The following is a 15116-nucleotide window of genomic DNA, read 5'->3' on the forward strand; positions in this document are numbered from 1 at the left end:
CCACAGTAGATCGATGTCGCACCGTCAATGGATGGCAGGTTGCGATGTTTTGATCTTCACGTGCCGCGCGGTTTGGCCCGCGCAGTGGCCTCGGCCACCAACGGATCATCCGGCCAATAGTGCTTCGGATACCGCCCCTTCAAATCCTTCTTCACCTCGGCATAGGTACTGCGCCAGAAGTTGGCCAGATCCTGCGTCACCTGCACCGGCCGCCGCGCCGGGGACAATAGGTGCAACTTGACCACTTGCCGCCCGCCGGCAATCCGTGGCGTCTCGGCGAGGCCGAACAACTCCTGCAGACGCACCGCGAGAATCGGCGGCTGCTCGCTGTAATCCAGACGAATCGATGACCCGGACGGCACACTGATGTGATGCGGCGCCAGCTCATCGAGCCGCTGTGGTAACGGCCACGGCAGCAGGTTACGGACGATGCTCGACAGGTCCAGATTGGCGAAATGACTGAGCCGCGAGACCTTGCCCAGATATGGCATCAGCCAGTCTTCGAGGTTTTTCAGCAACGTCGCGTCGCTGACATCCGGCCATTGGCTTTCGACCTGAGCGTTCAGATCCAGCTGCCGCAGCAGGGCGACCCGCGCCTGCCACTGACGCAGCTCCGGCGTCCACGGCAGCAACTCCAGACCTTTGCGCCGCACCAGATTGACCAGCGCCTGACTGCGTGCCGCTTCGTCGAGACCGGTCAACGGTTCGCGGCTGAGGATCAGCTCGCCGACCTTGCGCTGACGCTCGGCGCGCAGCACGCCTTCGCGTTCGTCCCAGTCCAGTTGATCGACGCAACTGACCTGCTCAGCCAACACTGAATCGAACAGCGCCGGATCGAAATCCGCCGCCAGATAAATCCGTTCCTCGCGCTGACCCTGACGGCTGCCGAGGTCGGCAATCACAATCCATGGCTCCTTCATCAGGCTGTCGGCTTCAGCGAACAGCGCGGCGCGTCCATTGGCCAGACGATATTCCGCGCCACCGGCACGCCGCTGTTGGGCGACGCGGTCCGGGTAGGCCAGCACCAGCAGCGCGCCGAGCCAGCGCGGATGATCGGGATCGCTGACCGGCGCGCTCGCCTTGCCGCGCAAGTAACCGCGATACTGTCGCGCCAATTGCCGGGCCCGTTGCACGCCACCCTGTGCACCGCGCGCCGCACGTTCTTCACCGCAGAGCAGGACCAAGCGGCTGTGCAGATCAGCGCCGGCACCGCGCAGGATATCGCGCTCGCCGAGCAGTGCCGCAACGTCGCACGCCATGTTCGCCAGCCCCAGCGCCTGACCGCGCAGCAACAGATGGGCGATGCGCGGATGCGCCGGCAGTTCAGCCATGGCCTGACCGTGCGCGGTCAACGTTTCGCCTTCGAGCGCGCCGAGTCGCTGCAACAGATCCCGTGCCTGTGCATAGGCCGCCGTCGGTGGCACATCGAGCCAGACCAGTTCGCCCGGAGTCACGCCCCAACGCCCGAGTTGCAGCGCCAGGCTCGCCAGGTCCGCCGAAAGAATTTCCGCGCTGCCGTAAGCGGCGAGTTGTTCGTGCTGGTCCTGTGACCACAGGCGATAACACACCCCCGGCTCCAGACGCCCCGCCCGGCCGGCGCGTTGGGTGGCGCTGGCCTTGGAAATGCGTTGGGTGTCGAGGCGGGTCATGCCGCTGCCAGGGTCGAAACGCGGCACCCGCGCCAGCCCGGCATCGATCACCACACGCACGCCATTGATGGTCAAACTGGTCTCGGCGATGTTGGTCGCCAGCACCACTTTGCGCTGGCCGGTGGGAGCCGGGTCGATCGCGGCGCGCTGCGCATTCAGATCCAGTTCGCCGTGCAGCGGGCAGAGCAACACGTCGCTGCGCTCGCCAATGGCATCGCTCAGTTGCTGATGCACGCGACGGATTTCCGCCTGCCCCGGAAGGAACACCAGCAGGCTGCCGGTCTCATCGTGCAGGGCTTCAAGTACGGTCTGGGTCACGTGCTGGTCGATGTATTCGCCGGGCTGGAACGGCCGCCCCCAGCGCATCGTCACCGGGAACATGCGCCCTTCGCTGCGCAGGATCGGCGCGTCATCCAGCAAGCCGGCCAGACGTTCGCCTTCCAGCGTTGCCGACATCAGCAAAATCTTCAGCGGCTGTTCAGCTCGGAACAGTTCACGACCGTTCAAACTGAGCGCCAATGCCAGATCGGCATCGAGGCTACGCTCGTGGAATTCGTCGAAGATCAGCAGGCCCACGCCTTCCAGCGCCGGATCGTCCTGCAGGCGCCGGGTGAGAATGCCTTCGGTGACCACCTCGATACGGGTGTTGGGGCCGACCTTGCTGTCGAGGCGGATGCGATAACCGACGGTTTCACCGACCTTCTCGCCCAGTTCGCTGGCCAGTCGTTCAGCCGCCGCACGCGCTGCGAGACGCCGCGGTTCGAGCATGAGGATGGTCTGCCCGGCCAGCCACGCTTCATCGAGCAAGGCCAGGGGCACGCGGGTGGTTTTACCGGCGCCGGGCGGTGCTTCGAGCACAGCTTCGTGGCGTGTCGCCAACGCTTCACGCAGGGCAGGTAAAACTTCATCGATCGGCAAAGAAATCATGCTGGCTCCCCAGGGCGTGCCCACCGTAAATTGCGAGTCGCGTTAAAGCTGTGAGCGTGCCAGGCAAGGCGCGGGACGCAGGTGAGGGTCGTTTCCTTGCCAAGTCCCGCAACGCAGCATGGCGTGCTCACAGCATTAGCCCGGAGGGCCGAACCCCGACAGGATTCATCAGCCTTCACGCGGTGTCGATCTGGAGAAAACAACTTCAATCCTCAACATATTTCGGTAGGGGTGAGACGAGGCCGCAATTTACTGTGGGCATGCCCTGCCAGCCGCGAGTATAACGGCGAACTGCTTGGCGTTCGTCAGGGTCTTAACTTCACAAGACGAAGCTTCGTTAATAGATGACTCAGGAGATTTTCCATGCGCTTACCTTCTCGCCTGATCGGCGGTGTACTGGTCGCCACCCTGCTCACTCAACTCACTGCCTGCGGTTCGATTTTCTACCCGGACCGTCGCGGCCAGATCGACGGCAAGATTGACCCGGCGATTGCCGTGCTCGACGCTGTGGGCCTGCTGTTCTACGTGATTCCCGGCCTGATCGCCTTTGCGGTCGACTTCACCACCGGCGCGATCTATTTCGAACCGGGCCACACCGCCCAGGTCGATCCGGCCAAGCTGAAACAAGCCATTGGCCCGGACGGTCAGGTCGATAACCTCAAGTTGCAGGCTATTCTCGAAACAGAACTGGGCCGCAACCTGCCACTGGACGATCCACGTCTGATCCAGCACAAGGGCAGCACTCAACAACTGGCGATGTTTGGCCTGCAACCTGCCGCATAAGGACATTACGACCACATGACCACCAGCCCCGAACACGCCCGCCTGCTGCGGCTGGCGACCCGCGCCTCGGTCGCGGTGGCCTGCACGCTGATCATCGCCAAAGCCATCGCCTGGTGGCTCAGCGGTTCGGTGAGCATGCTCGCCGGCCTCACCGACTCGGCGCTGGATGGCGTTACCTCGCTGCTCAATCTGCTGGCGGTGCATTACGCGCTGCGCCCGGCCGATGACGATCACCGTTACGGTCACGGCAAGGCCGAGTCGCTGGCGGGTATGGCTCAGGCACTGTTCATCGGTGGCAGTGCGGTGCTGATTGCCTTTCAGGCGTACGAACGCATCCAGCAACCAGAGCCGCTGGGCGCGCCTTGGTTGAGCATTGGGGTGATCGTATTCTCGCTGCTGCTGACCGCTGCGCTACTGACATTGCAACATCGGGTGATCAAGCAGACCGGCTCCAACGCGGTGCGCGCCGACTCGCTGCACTACCGCTCGGACATGCTGCTCAACGGCAGCATTCTGATCGCGCTGGTCCTCGCCGGCATGGGCTTTCATCAGCTCGATGCATGGTTCGGCCTGGGGATTGCGGCGTACATTTTGTGGAGTGCGGTTCAGATCGCCCGGGAAAGTTTTTCGGTGCTGATGGATGAAGAGCTGCCAACGGACGTCAGTCAGCACATGCTCGAACTGGCCTGCGGCGTACCCGGCGTGCTGGGCGCACATGATCTGCGCACGCGGATCTCGGGCAATCACTGGTTCGTGCAGTTGCACCTGGAGTTGCCGGGAGAGCTGACCCTGTCAGTCGCCCACGGCATCAGCGATCAGGCGGCGGATGCGATTCACGCCGCCTACCCGCGAGCCGAGGTGCTGGTGCACGCCGACCCGCAGGAAGTGGTCAAGACCGAACGGGCGCAAACCCGGCTTCAGTAAGACACCTGATAACCGCGACTGCTCAGGCAATTGCCCTGAGCCTGACGGTAGGCCTGCACCACTTCGGGCGCCGGTTGATACGTCGCGGTACGCGGATCGAAACCGCTTTGCTGTACCGCGTATTGGTAGCACTGGTAACCGTCCTGCTGGACTTGTTCCGGCGACTGACCGTTGGCGGGATAAGCCTCGACGTCATAACCCTGGGATTGCGGCTGCGGTTGCGGCGGTTGCTGCACCGGCGGCTCGACCACCACGTAATCCTGGGTGGCTTCCTGATAGGCGTAATAGGAGCCGGCAGCGAGGAACAGCAGCGCACCGCCGATCCACACTTCACGCGCATAGTCCGGCAGATACTGGGTACGAATCCCACGTGGCGGTTGCACGACGATGTAGCGCGGGCCTTGCGGGCGATACCAGTAGCCACCGGAATAGAAGTAATCCTGGCCGCGATACGGCACACGGTATTCGCGATCCGGGAAGCGGTCGATCACATGCCCCGGGCGGTACTGCGGGCCTGGGCCCCAGCCGTTGCCATGCCCGTCCGGGCGGCCCGGCCAGCGATTGTCATTGGGCCGGTTGCCGGTTTGCCATTGCTGGTTGTGGTAACCATTCTGCGGACGCTCGTCGCGGTAGTAACCCTGGCGCGGTTCCTGGGTCTGACGCACGGCGTCGGGCCGTGGCTGGATCGGCAGATTGTTCGCCGGTGGCGGTGGCGCCTGATGAACCGGAGCAGGCGGGTTGGGCGCGCGGTTCTGGTTCTGCCACTGACCGTTGTTTTGCCATTGACCGTTATTATTGTGCTGCTGGCTGTTGTGCTCGAACTGGCGGCTGTTGTCGCCACGAATGATTTCGTTGTTCTGCGGCCGCGGCTGATTTTGCGGCGGCGGATTGTTCTGCCCGTGCGGCTGACGCTCGCCGCCATGCCCCTGATTGCCCTGATGTTCACCACCGTGCCCGTTATTCTCGGGACCACGATTCTGTGGCTCGTCGGCAAGCGCTTGCGCACTGACGCTCACACACAGCAAACCAACACCGGCCAGACGCCAGATGCGCGACTTCATGCTTTTCCTCACTGCGGGTAATAAGGGGCTTGTAACTAAGACCGGGAATACACACACCGGGTTCTGCGACAGGTTATCAGTCACGAAACTTATTTATTGAGGATGGCGGCGCTGCAAGGCACAAAAATCGCAGGCAAGAAAAAAGGGAGACCCGTCGGCCTCCCTTCTAGAGAACTTCGTCCTGGCTCGACGCTTTTGACGTCGGCTCACCTCACGCCGTCTTCTGGACAGTGTGCAGCTCGGGGGCCGGCACATCCCCGGTGGGGGTGGCGGCCGCGGCGGGCCTGATTGGGCGGGCCGCAGTGGACTGTGTTACCGAGCAGTGATTCTGGTGATAAGAATAGGCCGGAGGCCGCGACAGAGGATTGCGAAGATTGCTCAAATAAACACCACTTGCGCAATTTTTAACCCTGGATAGATAATCCGCCGCAATAGTTACAACCAAGGACAGATTCATGAGCAAACTCGACCGTTATGACCTGAGTATTTTGGCTGAATTGCAGCGCGACGCCCGCATCTCCAACCAGGAACTGGCCGAGCGCATCGGTCTGTCGCCCTCGCCCTGCTCGCGCCGGGTCAAGCAACTGGAGGACGACGGCTACATCTCACGCCAGGTCGCCCTGCTCGATCGCAAGATGCTCGGCCTGAGCCTGACCGCCTACGTGCTGATCGGCATGGACCGGCACACACCGGAGCGTTTCGAAAACTTCGAAGCGGCGATCCGCACCCTGCCGCAGGTACTGGAATGCAGCCTGGTGACCGGCGTCGATGCCGACTATCAGTTGAAAGTGGTGGTGCCGGACATGGATCACTATCAAAAGCTGCTGCTGGGGCACCTGACCCGGATTGAAGGGGTGACCAGCGTGCGCTCGAGTTTTGTGCTGAATCAGGTGCTCAACAGCACTGAATTGCCGCTGACGCATCTGCGCAGCTGAAACCGCTTTCGCGAGCAAGCCCGCTCCCACAATTGGTCTTCGTCGAGCACACAATTTGTGTACCACCGAGCTCACCTGTGGGAGCGGACTTGCTCGCGAAGAGGCCGGTACAGGCAGCCCCTCACTGCGGCACACCGACGCAGGTCAATGCGGCCTCAGCTACCCTCGGCGTATAATCGCCAAGCCCTTTCAGCCGCGCCTGCGCCGGAGATGCCCAATGGATCCTGCAGTATTCGAAGAGTGGATGATGACTGGCCTGGTCAGCATCCTGATCATTTTCATGGGTTTCATCGTCTGGGATCTGGCGAAGAAGTCCAAGGCCGGGCGCTTCGGCTCGTTCATCCTGTTCTTCGTGCTGGGCCTGGGCGTGGCCGCGTTCATCATCAAGAGTGTGGTGATCGGCCTGATCGAATCCGGCGCTCTATAGACGCGCCGGTACTTCTTTCCATTGGCCCTGATCGAGCCCTTCGATCGTCCAGTCGCCAATCCTGACCCGCACCAGCCGCAACGTCGGCAGCCCGACCGCTGCGGTCATCCGCCGAACCTGACGGTTACGCCCTTCGCGAATCACCAGCTCCAGCCAGGTTGTCGGAATGGTCGCGCGAAAGCGTACCGGCGGATTGCGCGGCCACAGCTCGGGCTCATCCAGTTGCCGCGCTTCGGCGGGCAAGGTCATGCCGTCATTCAGTTCGACGCCGTCACGCAGACGCTGCAACTGCTCAGCCGTCGGCACGCCTTCGACCTGCACCCAATAGGTTTTCGCCAGCTTGTGCTTGGGATCGGCGATCCGCGCCTGCAACTGGCCGTCGTTGGTCAGCAGCAGCAAACCTTCGCTGTCGCGGTCCAGCCGTCCGGCCGGGTAGATGCCCGGAACGTCGATGTAATCCTTGAGCGTCGCTCGCCCTTCGCCATCGCTGAATTGCGTCAGCACATCGAACGGTTTGTTGAACAGGATCAGCTTCGGCTCGGCCGGCGGCGCCTTGGCGACACGGCGCGGTGAGGAAGACTGAGGCTTCACGCCAGGGCGACGGGAAGGTGGACGCGGGGGACGGGACATAAGAGAACAGACATTTAGCGATCAGGGCTGACAATGCTAGTGCCCCGACCACCAAATGACCACGACTAACCGTTATCGGAACGGCGGCTCGTCGAAGCTGCGCAGTTTGCGCGAGTGCAGCGAGTTGAGTTCGGTGCGCAGCAGATCCACCGCCTCGATGCCGATCTTCAAATGCTGGCTGACCGCACGCTCGTAGAACGCGTTGGCCGAGCCCGGCAGCTTGATTTCACTGTGCAGCGGTTTGTCCGAAACGCACAGCAACGTGCCGTACGGCACCCGCAGGCGATAACCCTGGGCGGCGATGGTGCCGCTTTCCATGTCCACGGCCACGGCGCGGGACAGGTTGATCAGCGGACGTTCCTGGGCCCAGCGCAGCTCCCAGTTGCGGTCGTCGTAGGTCAGCACGGTACCGGTGCGCAGACGCTTTTTCAGCTCTTCGCCCTTCTCGCCGGTGATGTTGGCGGCTGCTTGCTGCAGCGCCATCTGCACTTCGGCCAGCGCCGGGATCGGAATGTTCGGCGGCACCACGCGGTCGAGAATCCCGTCGCGACGCATGTAGGCATGGGCCAGCACGTAGTCGCCGATGGTCTGCGACTGACGCAGCCCGCCGCAGTGACCGATCATCAGCCAGCAATGCGGACGCAGCACCGCCAGGTGGTCGGTGATGTTCTTGGCGTTGGACGGGCCGACGCCGATGTTGACCAGGGTCACCCCATGGCCATCGCTGGCGATCAGGTGATAGGCCGGCATCTGATAGCGGTGCCAGACCACGCCGGCGGCAATCGCCGAGGCTTCGCCGTGATCCATACTTTTCTCGATGATCACGTTACCCGGCAGAACCATGCGCACGAAACGCGGGTCTTTGCGCAGTTGTTCCAGGCCATGGACGATGAACTGGTCGACATAGCGGTGGTAGTTGGTCAACAGGATCCATGGCTGCACATGGCGCCAGTCGCTGCCGGTGTAGTGCACCAGGCGACGCAGGGAGAAGTCGACCCGTGCGGCGTCGAACAGTGCCAGTGGCAGCGGATCGGTGTTTTCCCAGTCATAGAGACCGTCGGCGATGCCATCGGTGGCAGCGGACAGGTCGGTACTCGGAAACACCCGCGCCAGCACGGCAGCGGTGACGCCGGAGCCGGCCAGCTCATCACCCTGCTCGACCACATACGGGTACGGGATGTTCTGTTGGCTGACGCCGACTTCCACGGTCACGGTGAAGTCGTGCATCAACGGCACCAGTTGTTCCAGCAGGTATTTGCGGAACGCCTTGGGGTGGGTGACGGTGACGCTGTAGGTGCCTGGCAGTTGCACCTTGGCGTACGCGCGGGTGGTCTGCGGGACTTCGCCCTGGCACAGGTAGGTCAGACGCAGTTCGGGATAACGAAACAGTGCGCGCTGCGCAGCGTCAGGCTCGACGCGATCCTTGAGGTAACGCTTGAGCGCCGAGTTCAGCGCAGTGGTGGCCCGCTCGTGCAGCTCGGCCAGACGGTCCACGGCTTGTTCGGCGGTTTGAACGACAATAAACGCTTCGGTCACGATCAGCTTCCTGTGTTCTGACTTGCAGAGCTTCATCTTGCCTGCATCGTGACGCCACGGGAACAGTGGCATGTTGGCAACCGCACAATATATGGACACACCCACGATCCCTGTAGGAGTGAGCCAGCTCGCGATAGCGATGTATCAGTCGACATTTGCATTGACTGGTACACCGCTATCGCGAGCAGGCTCACTCCTACAGGGGGATTTTTGGTGTGTCAGAAACCTTGCGGGGTTGAGCGGGTGACGATGGCTTCGACGTCCAGCCCACGCGGCAAAGTGCCATAAACGCGAGCGCTGCCGCTCAGCCGGCTGGCAATAAAGGCATCACTCACCGCTGAGTTTCCGGCTTCCAGTAACAGCTTGGCCTGCAGCCCCAGCGCAATATCCTCGGTCAGCTGCCGCGCGCGGTACTGAATATCGCTGGTGTCCTTGAACTGCGCCTGCAACTGCTGGATGTGCGCGGCCAGGCGCTTGTCGCCATGGCCGTCACCCAACTCGCTGAACAGCACATCGAGCACGCCCGGCTCCTTCGACAGCGCGCGCAACACGTCCAGGCACTGCACGTTGCCCGAGCCTTCCCACGTCGAGTTGACCGGCGCTTCGCGATACAGGCGCGGCAGAATGCTCTCTTCTACATACCCGGCACCGCCCATGCATTCGGCGGCTTCGTTGATCATTGCCGGCGCGCGCTTGCAGATCCAGTACTTGCCCACCGCCGTCACCAGCCGGGCGAATTGCGCTTCGTGGCGGTCGCCCAGATGATCCAGCGCCTGGCCCATGCGCAGGCTCAGGGCCAGCGCGGCTTCGCTTTCCAGAGCGAGGTCGGCCAGTACGTTCTGCATCAACGGTTGCTCGCTGAGCAGTTTGCCGCCGACCTTGCGGTGCGCGCAGTGGTGGCTGGCCTGGGTCAGCGCCTGACGCATCAGCGAGCTGGAGCCGACCATGCAATCGAAACGGGTCATCGCCACCATCTCGATGATGGTCGGCACGCCACGCCCTTCTTCGCCGACCATCCACGCCAGGGCGCCACGGAACTCCACTTCGCTGGAGGCGTTGGACTGGTTGCCGAGTTTGTTTTTCAGGCGCTGGATGTAGAACTGATTGCGCGTGTCGTCCGGCCGATGGCGTGGCAGCAGGAAGCAGGTCAGGCCCTTGTCGGTTTGCGCCAGCGTCAGGAACGCATCGCACATCGGCGCCGAGCAGAACCACTTGTGGCCGACCAGTTCATAGGCCTGGCCCGGGCCACTGGCGCCGACCGGATAAGCCTTGGTGGTGTTGGCCCGCACATCGGTGCCGCCCTGCTTCTCGGTCATCGCCATGCCGATGGTCACGCCGGCCTTGTGCGCCATGCCGATGTTGCGCGGGTCATATTCGGTGGCGAGGATTTTCGGCAGCCACTGCTCGGCCAGATCCGGCTGCAAGCGCATCGCCGGGACGCTGGCGAAGGTCATGGTCAATGGGCAACCGCTACCGGCCTCGGCCTGGCTGTGCAAATAGCTCATCGAGGCGCGGGCGACATGCGCGCCATCCTGCGGATGGGTCCATGGCGAAGAAGTCAGGCCATGCTCGATCGCGGTGCGCATCAGCTCGTGATAAGCCGGATGAAACTCCACCAGATCGATACGATGACCGTAGCGGTCATGGCTGACAAAAACCGGTTTGTTCTGGTTGGCGAGGAACCCCGCTTCCATCAACGGCCCGCCGGCCAGCGCACCGTAGACATCGATCCGCGACTCGGCCCAACCGGCGCCGAAACGGCGCGACCACTCCTGTAACGGCAGGTCGATGCGGTACAGATTGGCGCCGTCCAGCGACGGTGGCTGGTTGGTGACTTCGTGGGTTTCGGCGAACTGATGCAGGTTCATGACGGGGCTCCTTTGGTCAGCCAAGGAATTCAGTTAAGCACCGCCCCGTGGCTGATCAAAGTGTCATATACGCCGAACTGCCGGCGCTTTCGCCCTATTATGCGCTGAGCACCCGACGCTCCAGCGCCGTTTGCAGGTCTTCGAATTTCACCGGTTTGTTCAGGTAATCGATACGCGTGCCAGGCGCGCAATGCTCGCGATCCGTGCCCTGGGCCAGCATGAACACCGGCACATGGGCACAGCCCGGCAAGGCGTGGATCTGGCAGCACAACGAAGCCCCCTCATGGCTGGGCAACTGGCAATCAATCAGTACCGCGTCGAAGGTTTCCCGTTGCAGGCAATCGACTGCCGCCGTGCCGTTGTCGGCCGTGCGCACGCGGAAACCGAGCTTGAGCAGCATGCCGCGCATCACCAGCTGATTGACGCTGTTGTCGTCCACGAGCAGCACCGTGCAGTCCTGCGGCGCACGGCTGCGATCGTGCAGCGGGCTCGGCGCCGTCTCGACCACTGGCAGCTCGAATTCGACATCCAGCTGAAAGCGGCTGCCGCGTCCGGGTTCTGAACGGTGGGTGAGCTTGCCGCCGAGCAACTCGACCAGTTGCCGACAGATCGCCAGGCCCACGCCCAAGCCACCGTATTCGCGAGTCATCGAGCCGTCGAGCTGGAAGAAACGCTGATACATCGTCGCCTCGCCCAGATCGGTGAAACCGATGCCGGTGTCGATCACTGCAAACGACAGGGCCAAGCGGTTTTCCGCCGCCGGTTTGCCAGTCACCCGCAGCGCCAGGCCGCCGACACGGGTGAACTTGATCGCGTTGTCCAGCAGGCACTCCAGGCATTGCGCGAGTTTGGCGCTGTCGCCGTGCAAACGGTCCGGCAGGGTCGGGAGCACCTCGACCTTGAAGTCCAGCGACTTGCCCGCCGCATTGCCATCGAACTGAACGCGCAAGGCCTCGACCACCGCACGCAGACTGAAACTGCCCGGCGTCGCCTTGAGCTTGCCAGCCTGCAGTTCGGTGAGGGTGAGGATGCCGTTGACCATGCGCATCATTTCCCGGGCAGAACCGGCGGCGGTTTGCTGGTACTGCTCCAGCTCAGGTTCCAGCTCGACCGTCTGCATCAGCTCCAGCGAACCGATCACCCCGTTCATCGGCGTGCGCAATTCGTGAGTCAGGGTCGCGAGGAATTCGTCCTTGAGCTTGTTGCTGTGGGCCAGTTGCTGGTTGAGCACTTCGAGCTTCTGCCCGGCGTCGAACAGAGTTTGCGCCTGCTGCTCGCGCATGGCATTGATGCGGTCGGCCAGCGCCAGCGACAGCAATGCCACTTCAATCGCCGAACCGATCTGACTGGCGTACATGGTCAGGAACACGTTCGGCAGCAAGCCGAGCACCATTAGCGTGTTGACGATGCCGCCGAGCAAAAACGCCGACCAGGCAATGATGAAATAACGCGCCACGCGCAGGCCGCGCCACCAGGCCAGAATCCCGGCGGCGAAAATCACCACGGTGAAGGTCAGCGCCAGTATTGTCGCCAGACGCAGTGACAACGCATAACTGGTCATCAGCGACAGGCCGATCACCAGGGCGCCGAACGCGATCAGGGCGATCAGCAAGCGGTCGAGCCAGCGGCTGTGGTTTTTGGTCTGCAGAAAACTGCGGGCGAACTGGCTGCCGAACAGGCCGGCACAGCCGATGAAAAACGGTGTGGCGGCGTTGGCCCACCACGGATTGTCCGGCCAGAAATACTCGACCGCCGCGCCGTTCACCGACAGTTGATAAAGGCCGAACGAGGCAATGTAGAAGATGTAATAGAGGTAGCTGGTGTCGCGCACGCTCAAGTAGATGAACAGGTTGTAGACCAGCATCCCCAGCAGCACGCCATAAATGATGCCCAGCACATACAGGCGCACGGGTTGGTCTTCGAGGTACGCGGTGCTCGACCATAACGTCACCGGCGCCTGAATCGAGCCTTCGCTGGCCAGGCGCAGATAAAGGGTTTGTTGCTGGTCGGGGGCGAAACTCAGGTCGAACAGGTAGTTGTTCTGACGGATCTCGCGACTGGCGAACGGCAACGCGTCGCCGGTCTGCCGGATCAGGCGATAGTCGCCGTTGGCATCGGCCATGTACAGATCAAGGTGATCGAGCGGCGGGTACGCCAGCTCCAGCAGCCAGGTGCGCTGTGCGGCTGGATTATTCGGACGGTAACGCAGGTCGATCTTCAGCCAGAACGCCGAACGCGAGTAACCGGCATTGAGCGTGGCTTTATCGTGGGCTTTGAAATTACCCGCCGCCGCTTGAGCGCGGACGTCGGCGATGTTCGCCTGACCGCTCGGGTCTTCGAACACCTGCAAGGAGCGACCCAGGGGAAGGCTCTGGGTATTTTCGTCGAACTCGACGGCGCTTGCGAAGAGGGGCAAGCAGAACAGCAACATCAGCAAATAGCGCATTGAAGCCCCAGCGTGGCTCGTCCGGTTGTGTCAGGAAGCCCCCCATTCCCTTTGAGTAGACGTAAAACCGGTATTACCTGTTATTGGTTTGGATCCAGACTAGCATAGCCGTTGATGGCCATTGAGCACCATCAAAATCTTTACGACAAAGGCTCTAGAACGGGCGTTTCAGAGCAAAGCAGCGGGCTAGAGCTGTTGAGTTGGTCAGCTCACTACTACACCCGATATGTGAATACCTTTGTGGTGAGGGGATTTATCCCCGATCGCTTGCGAAGCCAGTCGCAAAGTCAGCCGGCGCGGTGCGCCAGCAGAAATCGGGTTGCAGGGTCTGGGGCCGCTTCGCGACCCATCGGGGCGGTGCGACGTTTCGCTAAATCCCCTCGCCACAGTTGTGAGTGAACTCATGGTGGCAGCTTGTCAGACAATCTATCGGCGAACGCTGTCAGGACTGAACCCCAAAATCAGGTTTGGTGGTAAGCTCGCGCACCATGAATATCTACAGCTCCCGCCCCGTTGTCCTCTGTCTCTCCGGCCACGACCCCAGTGGTGGCGCCGGCTTGCAGGCAGATATCGAAGCCCTGCTCGCGCAGGGTTGCCATGCGGCTCCGGCCGTCACCGCCCTGACCGTGCAAGACACCGTCAACGTCACTGACTTCCGCGTCCTCGACCGTGAGTGGGTACTGGCCCAAGCCAATGCCGTGCTCAACGACTCCGAAGTCGCTGCGGTCAAACTGGGCATGCTCGGTTCGCTGGAAATGGTCGACACCGTTGTCGAACTGCTTGCGGCGCACCCGCACTTGCCAGTGGTCTGCGACCCGGTGCTGCGTGCCGGCGGCGGTGGACGCCTGGGCAAGGACGAGGTCGGTTATGCGATGCGCGAGCGTCTGCTGCCGCTGTCGATCATTGCCACTCCCAACCTGCCCGAAGCCCGGATCCTCGCCGAGCTGCCCGAAGGCACCGCGGACGAGTGCGCTGAAAAACTCCTGCCGTTCGTCAAAAACCTGCTGATCACCGGCGGTCATGGCGACGAAACTGAAATCCACAATCGCCTGTACAGCCGTGATGGTTTGCGTGAAACCTTCTACTGCCAGCGTTTGCCAGGCAGCTATCACGGTTCCGGTTGCACCCTGGCCAGCGCCCTCGCCGGTCGCCTGGCCCAAGGTGAAAACCTCGCCAGCGCCGTACGCACCGCGCTGGATTACACCTGGCGCACCCTGCGCGATGCCGAACAACTGGGTAAAGGCCAGTTCGTGCCGCGTCGCCTGCCGCTGGATTTTTGCTCGTAACGTCGTGAGGTCTGCCTGATGAAACTACGTGGTCTGTATGCCATCACCGACAGCACACTGCTCGCGGGCAAGTTTCTGTCGTACGTGGAGGCGGCGCTGGAAGGTGGCGTCACCCTGCTGCAATACCGCGACAAAAGCAGCGATGAGGCGCGCCGCCTGCGCGAGGCCGAAGCGCTGCGTGACCTGTGTGAGCGCTACAAGACTCATTTGATCATCAACGATGACGCCGAACTGGCCGCGCGCCTGAACGTCGGCGTGCATCTGGGCCAGACCGACGGCCCGCTGTCGCCGACCCGTGCGCTGCTCGGTTCGAAAGCCATCATCGGTTCGACCTGCCACGCGCAAATCGCGCTGGCCGAACAAGCCGCCAAAGAAGGCGCGAGCTATGTCGCCTTCGGCCGTTTCTTCAATTCCAGCACCAAGCCCGGCGCGCCGACGTGCAGCCTCGATCTGCTCGACGAAGCCAAGCGCACGCTGCACCTGCCGATCTGCGCGATTGGCGGCATCACCCTCGACAACGCCGCCCCGCTGGTGGCCCATGGCGTCGACCTGCTCGCGGTGGTGCATGGCCTGTTCGGCGCCGACAGCAGCGCCGAAGTGACCCGCCGCGCGCGCGCCTTCAACGAACTGCTTTCTATTTAAGT

12 protein-coding genes are annotated in these 15116 nt (G+C 62.4%); 6 read left to right on the forward strand and 6 right to left on the reverse strand.

Features of this window, described 5'->3' with window-relative positions:
- Window positions 1-56 precede the first annotated feature (56 nt).
- Window positions 57-2576 carry an ATP-dependent helicase HrpB gene (gene hrpB / locus QMK55_RS09475; protein WP_320329092.1) on the reverse strand — a complete coding sequence of 840 codons (2520 nt, stop codon included), beginning with the start codon at window positions 2574-2576 and terminating at the stop codon, window positions 57-59.
- 363 nt (window positions 2577-2939) lie between these two features.
- Between hrpB and QMK55_RS09480 the strand changes: the two genes are divergently transcribed.
- Both QMK55_RS09480 and QMK55_RS09485 read left to right on the forward strand, forming a co-directional pair.
- Window positions 2940-3359 carry a hypothetical protein gene (locus tag QMK55_RS09480; RefSeq protein ID WP_025108718.1) on the forward strand — a complete coding sequence of 140 codons (420 nt, stop codon included), beginning with the start codon at window positions 2940-2942 and terminating at the stop codon, window positions 3357-3359.
- Between the two features lie 15 nt (window positions 3360-3374).
- On the forward strand, window positions 3375-4283 hold the full coding sequence (locus tag QMK55_RS09485) for a cation diffusion facilitator family transporter (protein WP_102354520.1): 909 nt from the start codon (window positions 3375-3377) through the stop codon (window positions 4281-4283).
- Here the strand turns inward: QMK55_RS09485 and QMK55_RS09490 are convergent.
- A complete protein-coding gene (locus QMK55_RS09490) occupies window positions 4277-5344 on the reverse strand; it encodes a DUF6515 family protein (protein WP_102354521.1) in 1068 nt (355 codons plus the stop codon). The two genes, QMK55_RS09485 and QMK55_RS09490, sit on opposite strands and share 7 nt — an antisense overlap.
- 455 nt (window positions 5345-5799) lie before the next feature.
- Between QMK55_RS09490 and QMK55_RS09495 the strand changes: the two genes are divergently transcribed.
- Both QMK55_RS09495 and QMK55_RS09500 read left to right on the forward strand, forming a co-directional pair.
- A complete protein-coding gene (locus QMK55_RS09495; RefSeq protein WP_007909658.1) occupies window positions 5800-6279 on the forward strand; it encodes an Lrp/AsnC family transcriptional regulator in 480 nt (159 codons plus the stop codon).
- 217 nt (window positions 6280-6496) lie between these two features.
- Window positions 6497-6706, forward strand: coding sequence for a DUF2788 domain-containing protein (locus QMK55_RS09500; RefSeq protein WP_003228500.1), 210 nt, complete (start codon window positions 6497-6499; stop codon window positions 6704-6706).
- Here the strand turns inward: QMK55_RS09500 and QMK55_RS09505 are convergent.
- From QMK55_RS09505 to QMK55_RS09520, 4 genes are all read right to left on the reverse strand, one after another.
- Window positions 6701-7336 (reverse strand): pseudouridine synthase, encoded by a 636-nt coding sequence (locus QMK55_RS09505; protein ID WP_320329093.1) that lies wholly within the window; start codon window positions 7334-7336, stop codon window positions 6701-6703. The two genes, QMK55_RS09500 and QMK55_RS09505, sit on opposite strands and share 6 nt — an antisense overlap.
- Before the next feature lie 72 nt (window positions 7337-7408).
- Entirely contained in the window at window positions 7409-8908 is a 1500-nt protein-coding gene (gene amn / locus QMK55_RS09510) for an AMP nucleosidase (protein WP_178082085.1), read from the reverse strand.
- 182 nt (window positions 8909-9090) lie between these two features.
- Window positions 9091-10740, reverse strand: coding sequence for an acyl-CoA dehydrogenase family protein (locus QMK55_RS09515; protein WP_320329094.1), 1650 nt, complete (start codon window positions 10738-10740; stop codon window positions 9091-9093).
- 97 nt (window positions 10741-10837) lie between these two features.
- Window positions 10838-13186 carry a 7TM diverse intracellular signaling domain-containing protein gene (locus QMK55_RS09520; RefSeq protein WP_320329095.1) on the reverse strand — a complete coding sequence of 783 codons (2349 nt, stop codon included), beginning with the start codon at window positions 13184-13186 and terminating at the stop codon, window positions 10838-10840.
- Between the two features lie 488 nt (window positions 13187-13674).
- Between QMK55_RS09520 and QMK55_RS09525 the strand changes: the two genes are divergently transcribed.
- Window positions 13675-14472: a hydroxymethylpyrimidine/phosphomethylpyrimidine kinase gene (locus tag QMK55_RS09525; protein WP_102354615.1), complete on the forward strand. Its 798-nt coding sequence runs from the start codon at window positions 13675-13677 to the stop codon at window positions 14470-14472.
- 18 nt (window positions 14473-14490) lie between these two features.
- Window positions 14491-15114: a thiamine phosphate synthase gene (gene thiE, locus QMK55_RS09530; RefSeq protein WP_102354525.1), complete on the forward strand. Its 624-nt coding sequence runs from the start codon at window positions 14491-14493 to the stop codon at window positions 15112-15114.
- Window positions 15115-15116 lie beyond the last annotated feature (2 nt).

Origin of the sequence: Pseudomonas sp. P8_229 (assembly GCF_034008635.1) — a bacterium.
Classification (GTDB): Bacteria; Pseudomonadota; Gammaproteobacteria; order Pseudomonadales; family Pseudomonadaceae; genus Aquipseudomonas.

Coding starts and splice junctions, on each gene's coding strand:
- hrpB (WP_320329092.1), bottom strand. CDS start 2,576: ATGATTTCTTTGCCGATCGATGAAGTTTTACCTGCCCTGCGTGAAGCG.
- QMK55_RS09480 (WP_025108718.1), top strand. CDS start 2,940: ATGCGCTTACCTTCTCGCCTGATCGGCGGTGTACTGGTCGCCACCCTG.
- QMK55_RS09485 (WP_102354520.1), top strand. CDS start 3,375: ATGACCACCAGCCCCGAACACGCCCGCCTGCTGCGGCTGGCGACCCGC.
- QMK55_RS09490 (WP_102354521.1), bottom strand. CDS start 5,344: ATGAAGTCGCGCATCTGGCGTCTGGCCGGTGTTGGTTTGCTGTGTGTG.
- QMK55_RS09495 (WP_007909658.1), top strand. CDS start 5,800: ATGAGCAAACTCGACCGTTATGACCTGAGTATTTTGGCTGAATTGCAG.
- QMK55_RS09500 (WP_003228500.1), top strand. CDS start 6,497: ATGGATCCTGCAGTATTCGAAGAGTGGATGATGACTGGCCTGGTCAGC.
- QMK55_RS09505 (WP_320329093.1), bottom strand. CDS start 7,336: ATGTCCCGTCCCCCGCGTCCACCTTCCCGTCGCCCTGGCGTGAAGCCT.
- amn (WP_178082085.1), bottom strand. CDS start 8,908: ATGAAGCTCTGCAAGTCAGAACACAGGAAGCTGATCGTGACCGAAGCG.
- QMK55_RS09515 (WP_320329094.1), bottom strand. CDS start 10,740: ATGAACCTGCATCAGTTCGCCGAAACCCACGAAGTCACCAACCAGCCA.
- QMK55_RS09520 (WP_320329095.1), bottom strand. CDS start 13,186: ATGCGCTATTTGCTGATGTTGCTGTTCTGCTTGCCCCTCTTCGCAAGC.
- QMK55_RS09525 (WP_102354615.1), top strand. CDS start 13,675: ATGAATATCTACAGCTCCCGCCCCGTTGTCCTCTGTCTCTCCGGCCAC.
- thiE (WP_102354525.1), top strand. CDS start 14,491: ATGAAACTACGTGGTCTGTATGCCATCACCGACAGCACACTGCTCGCG.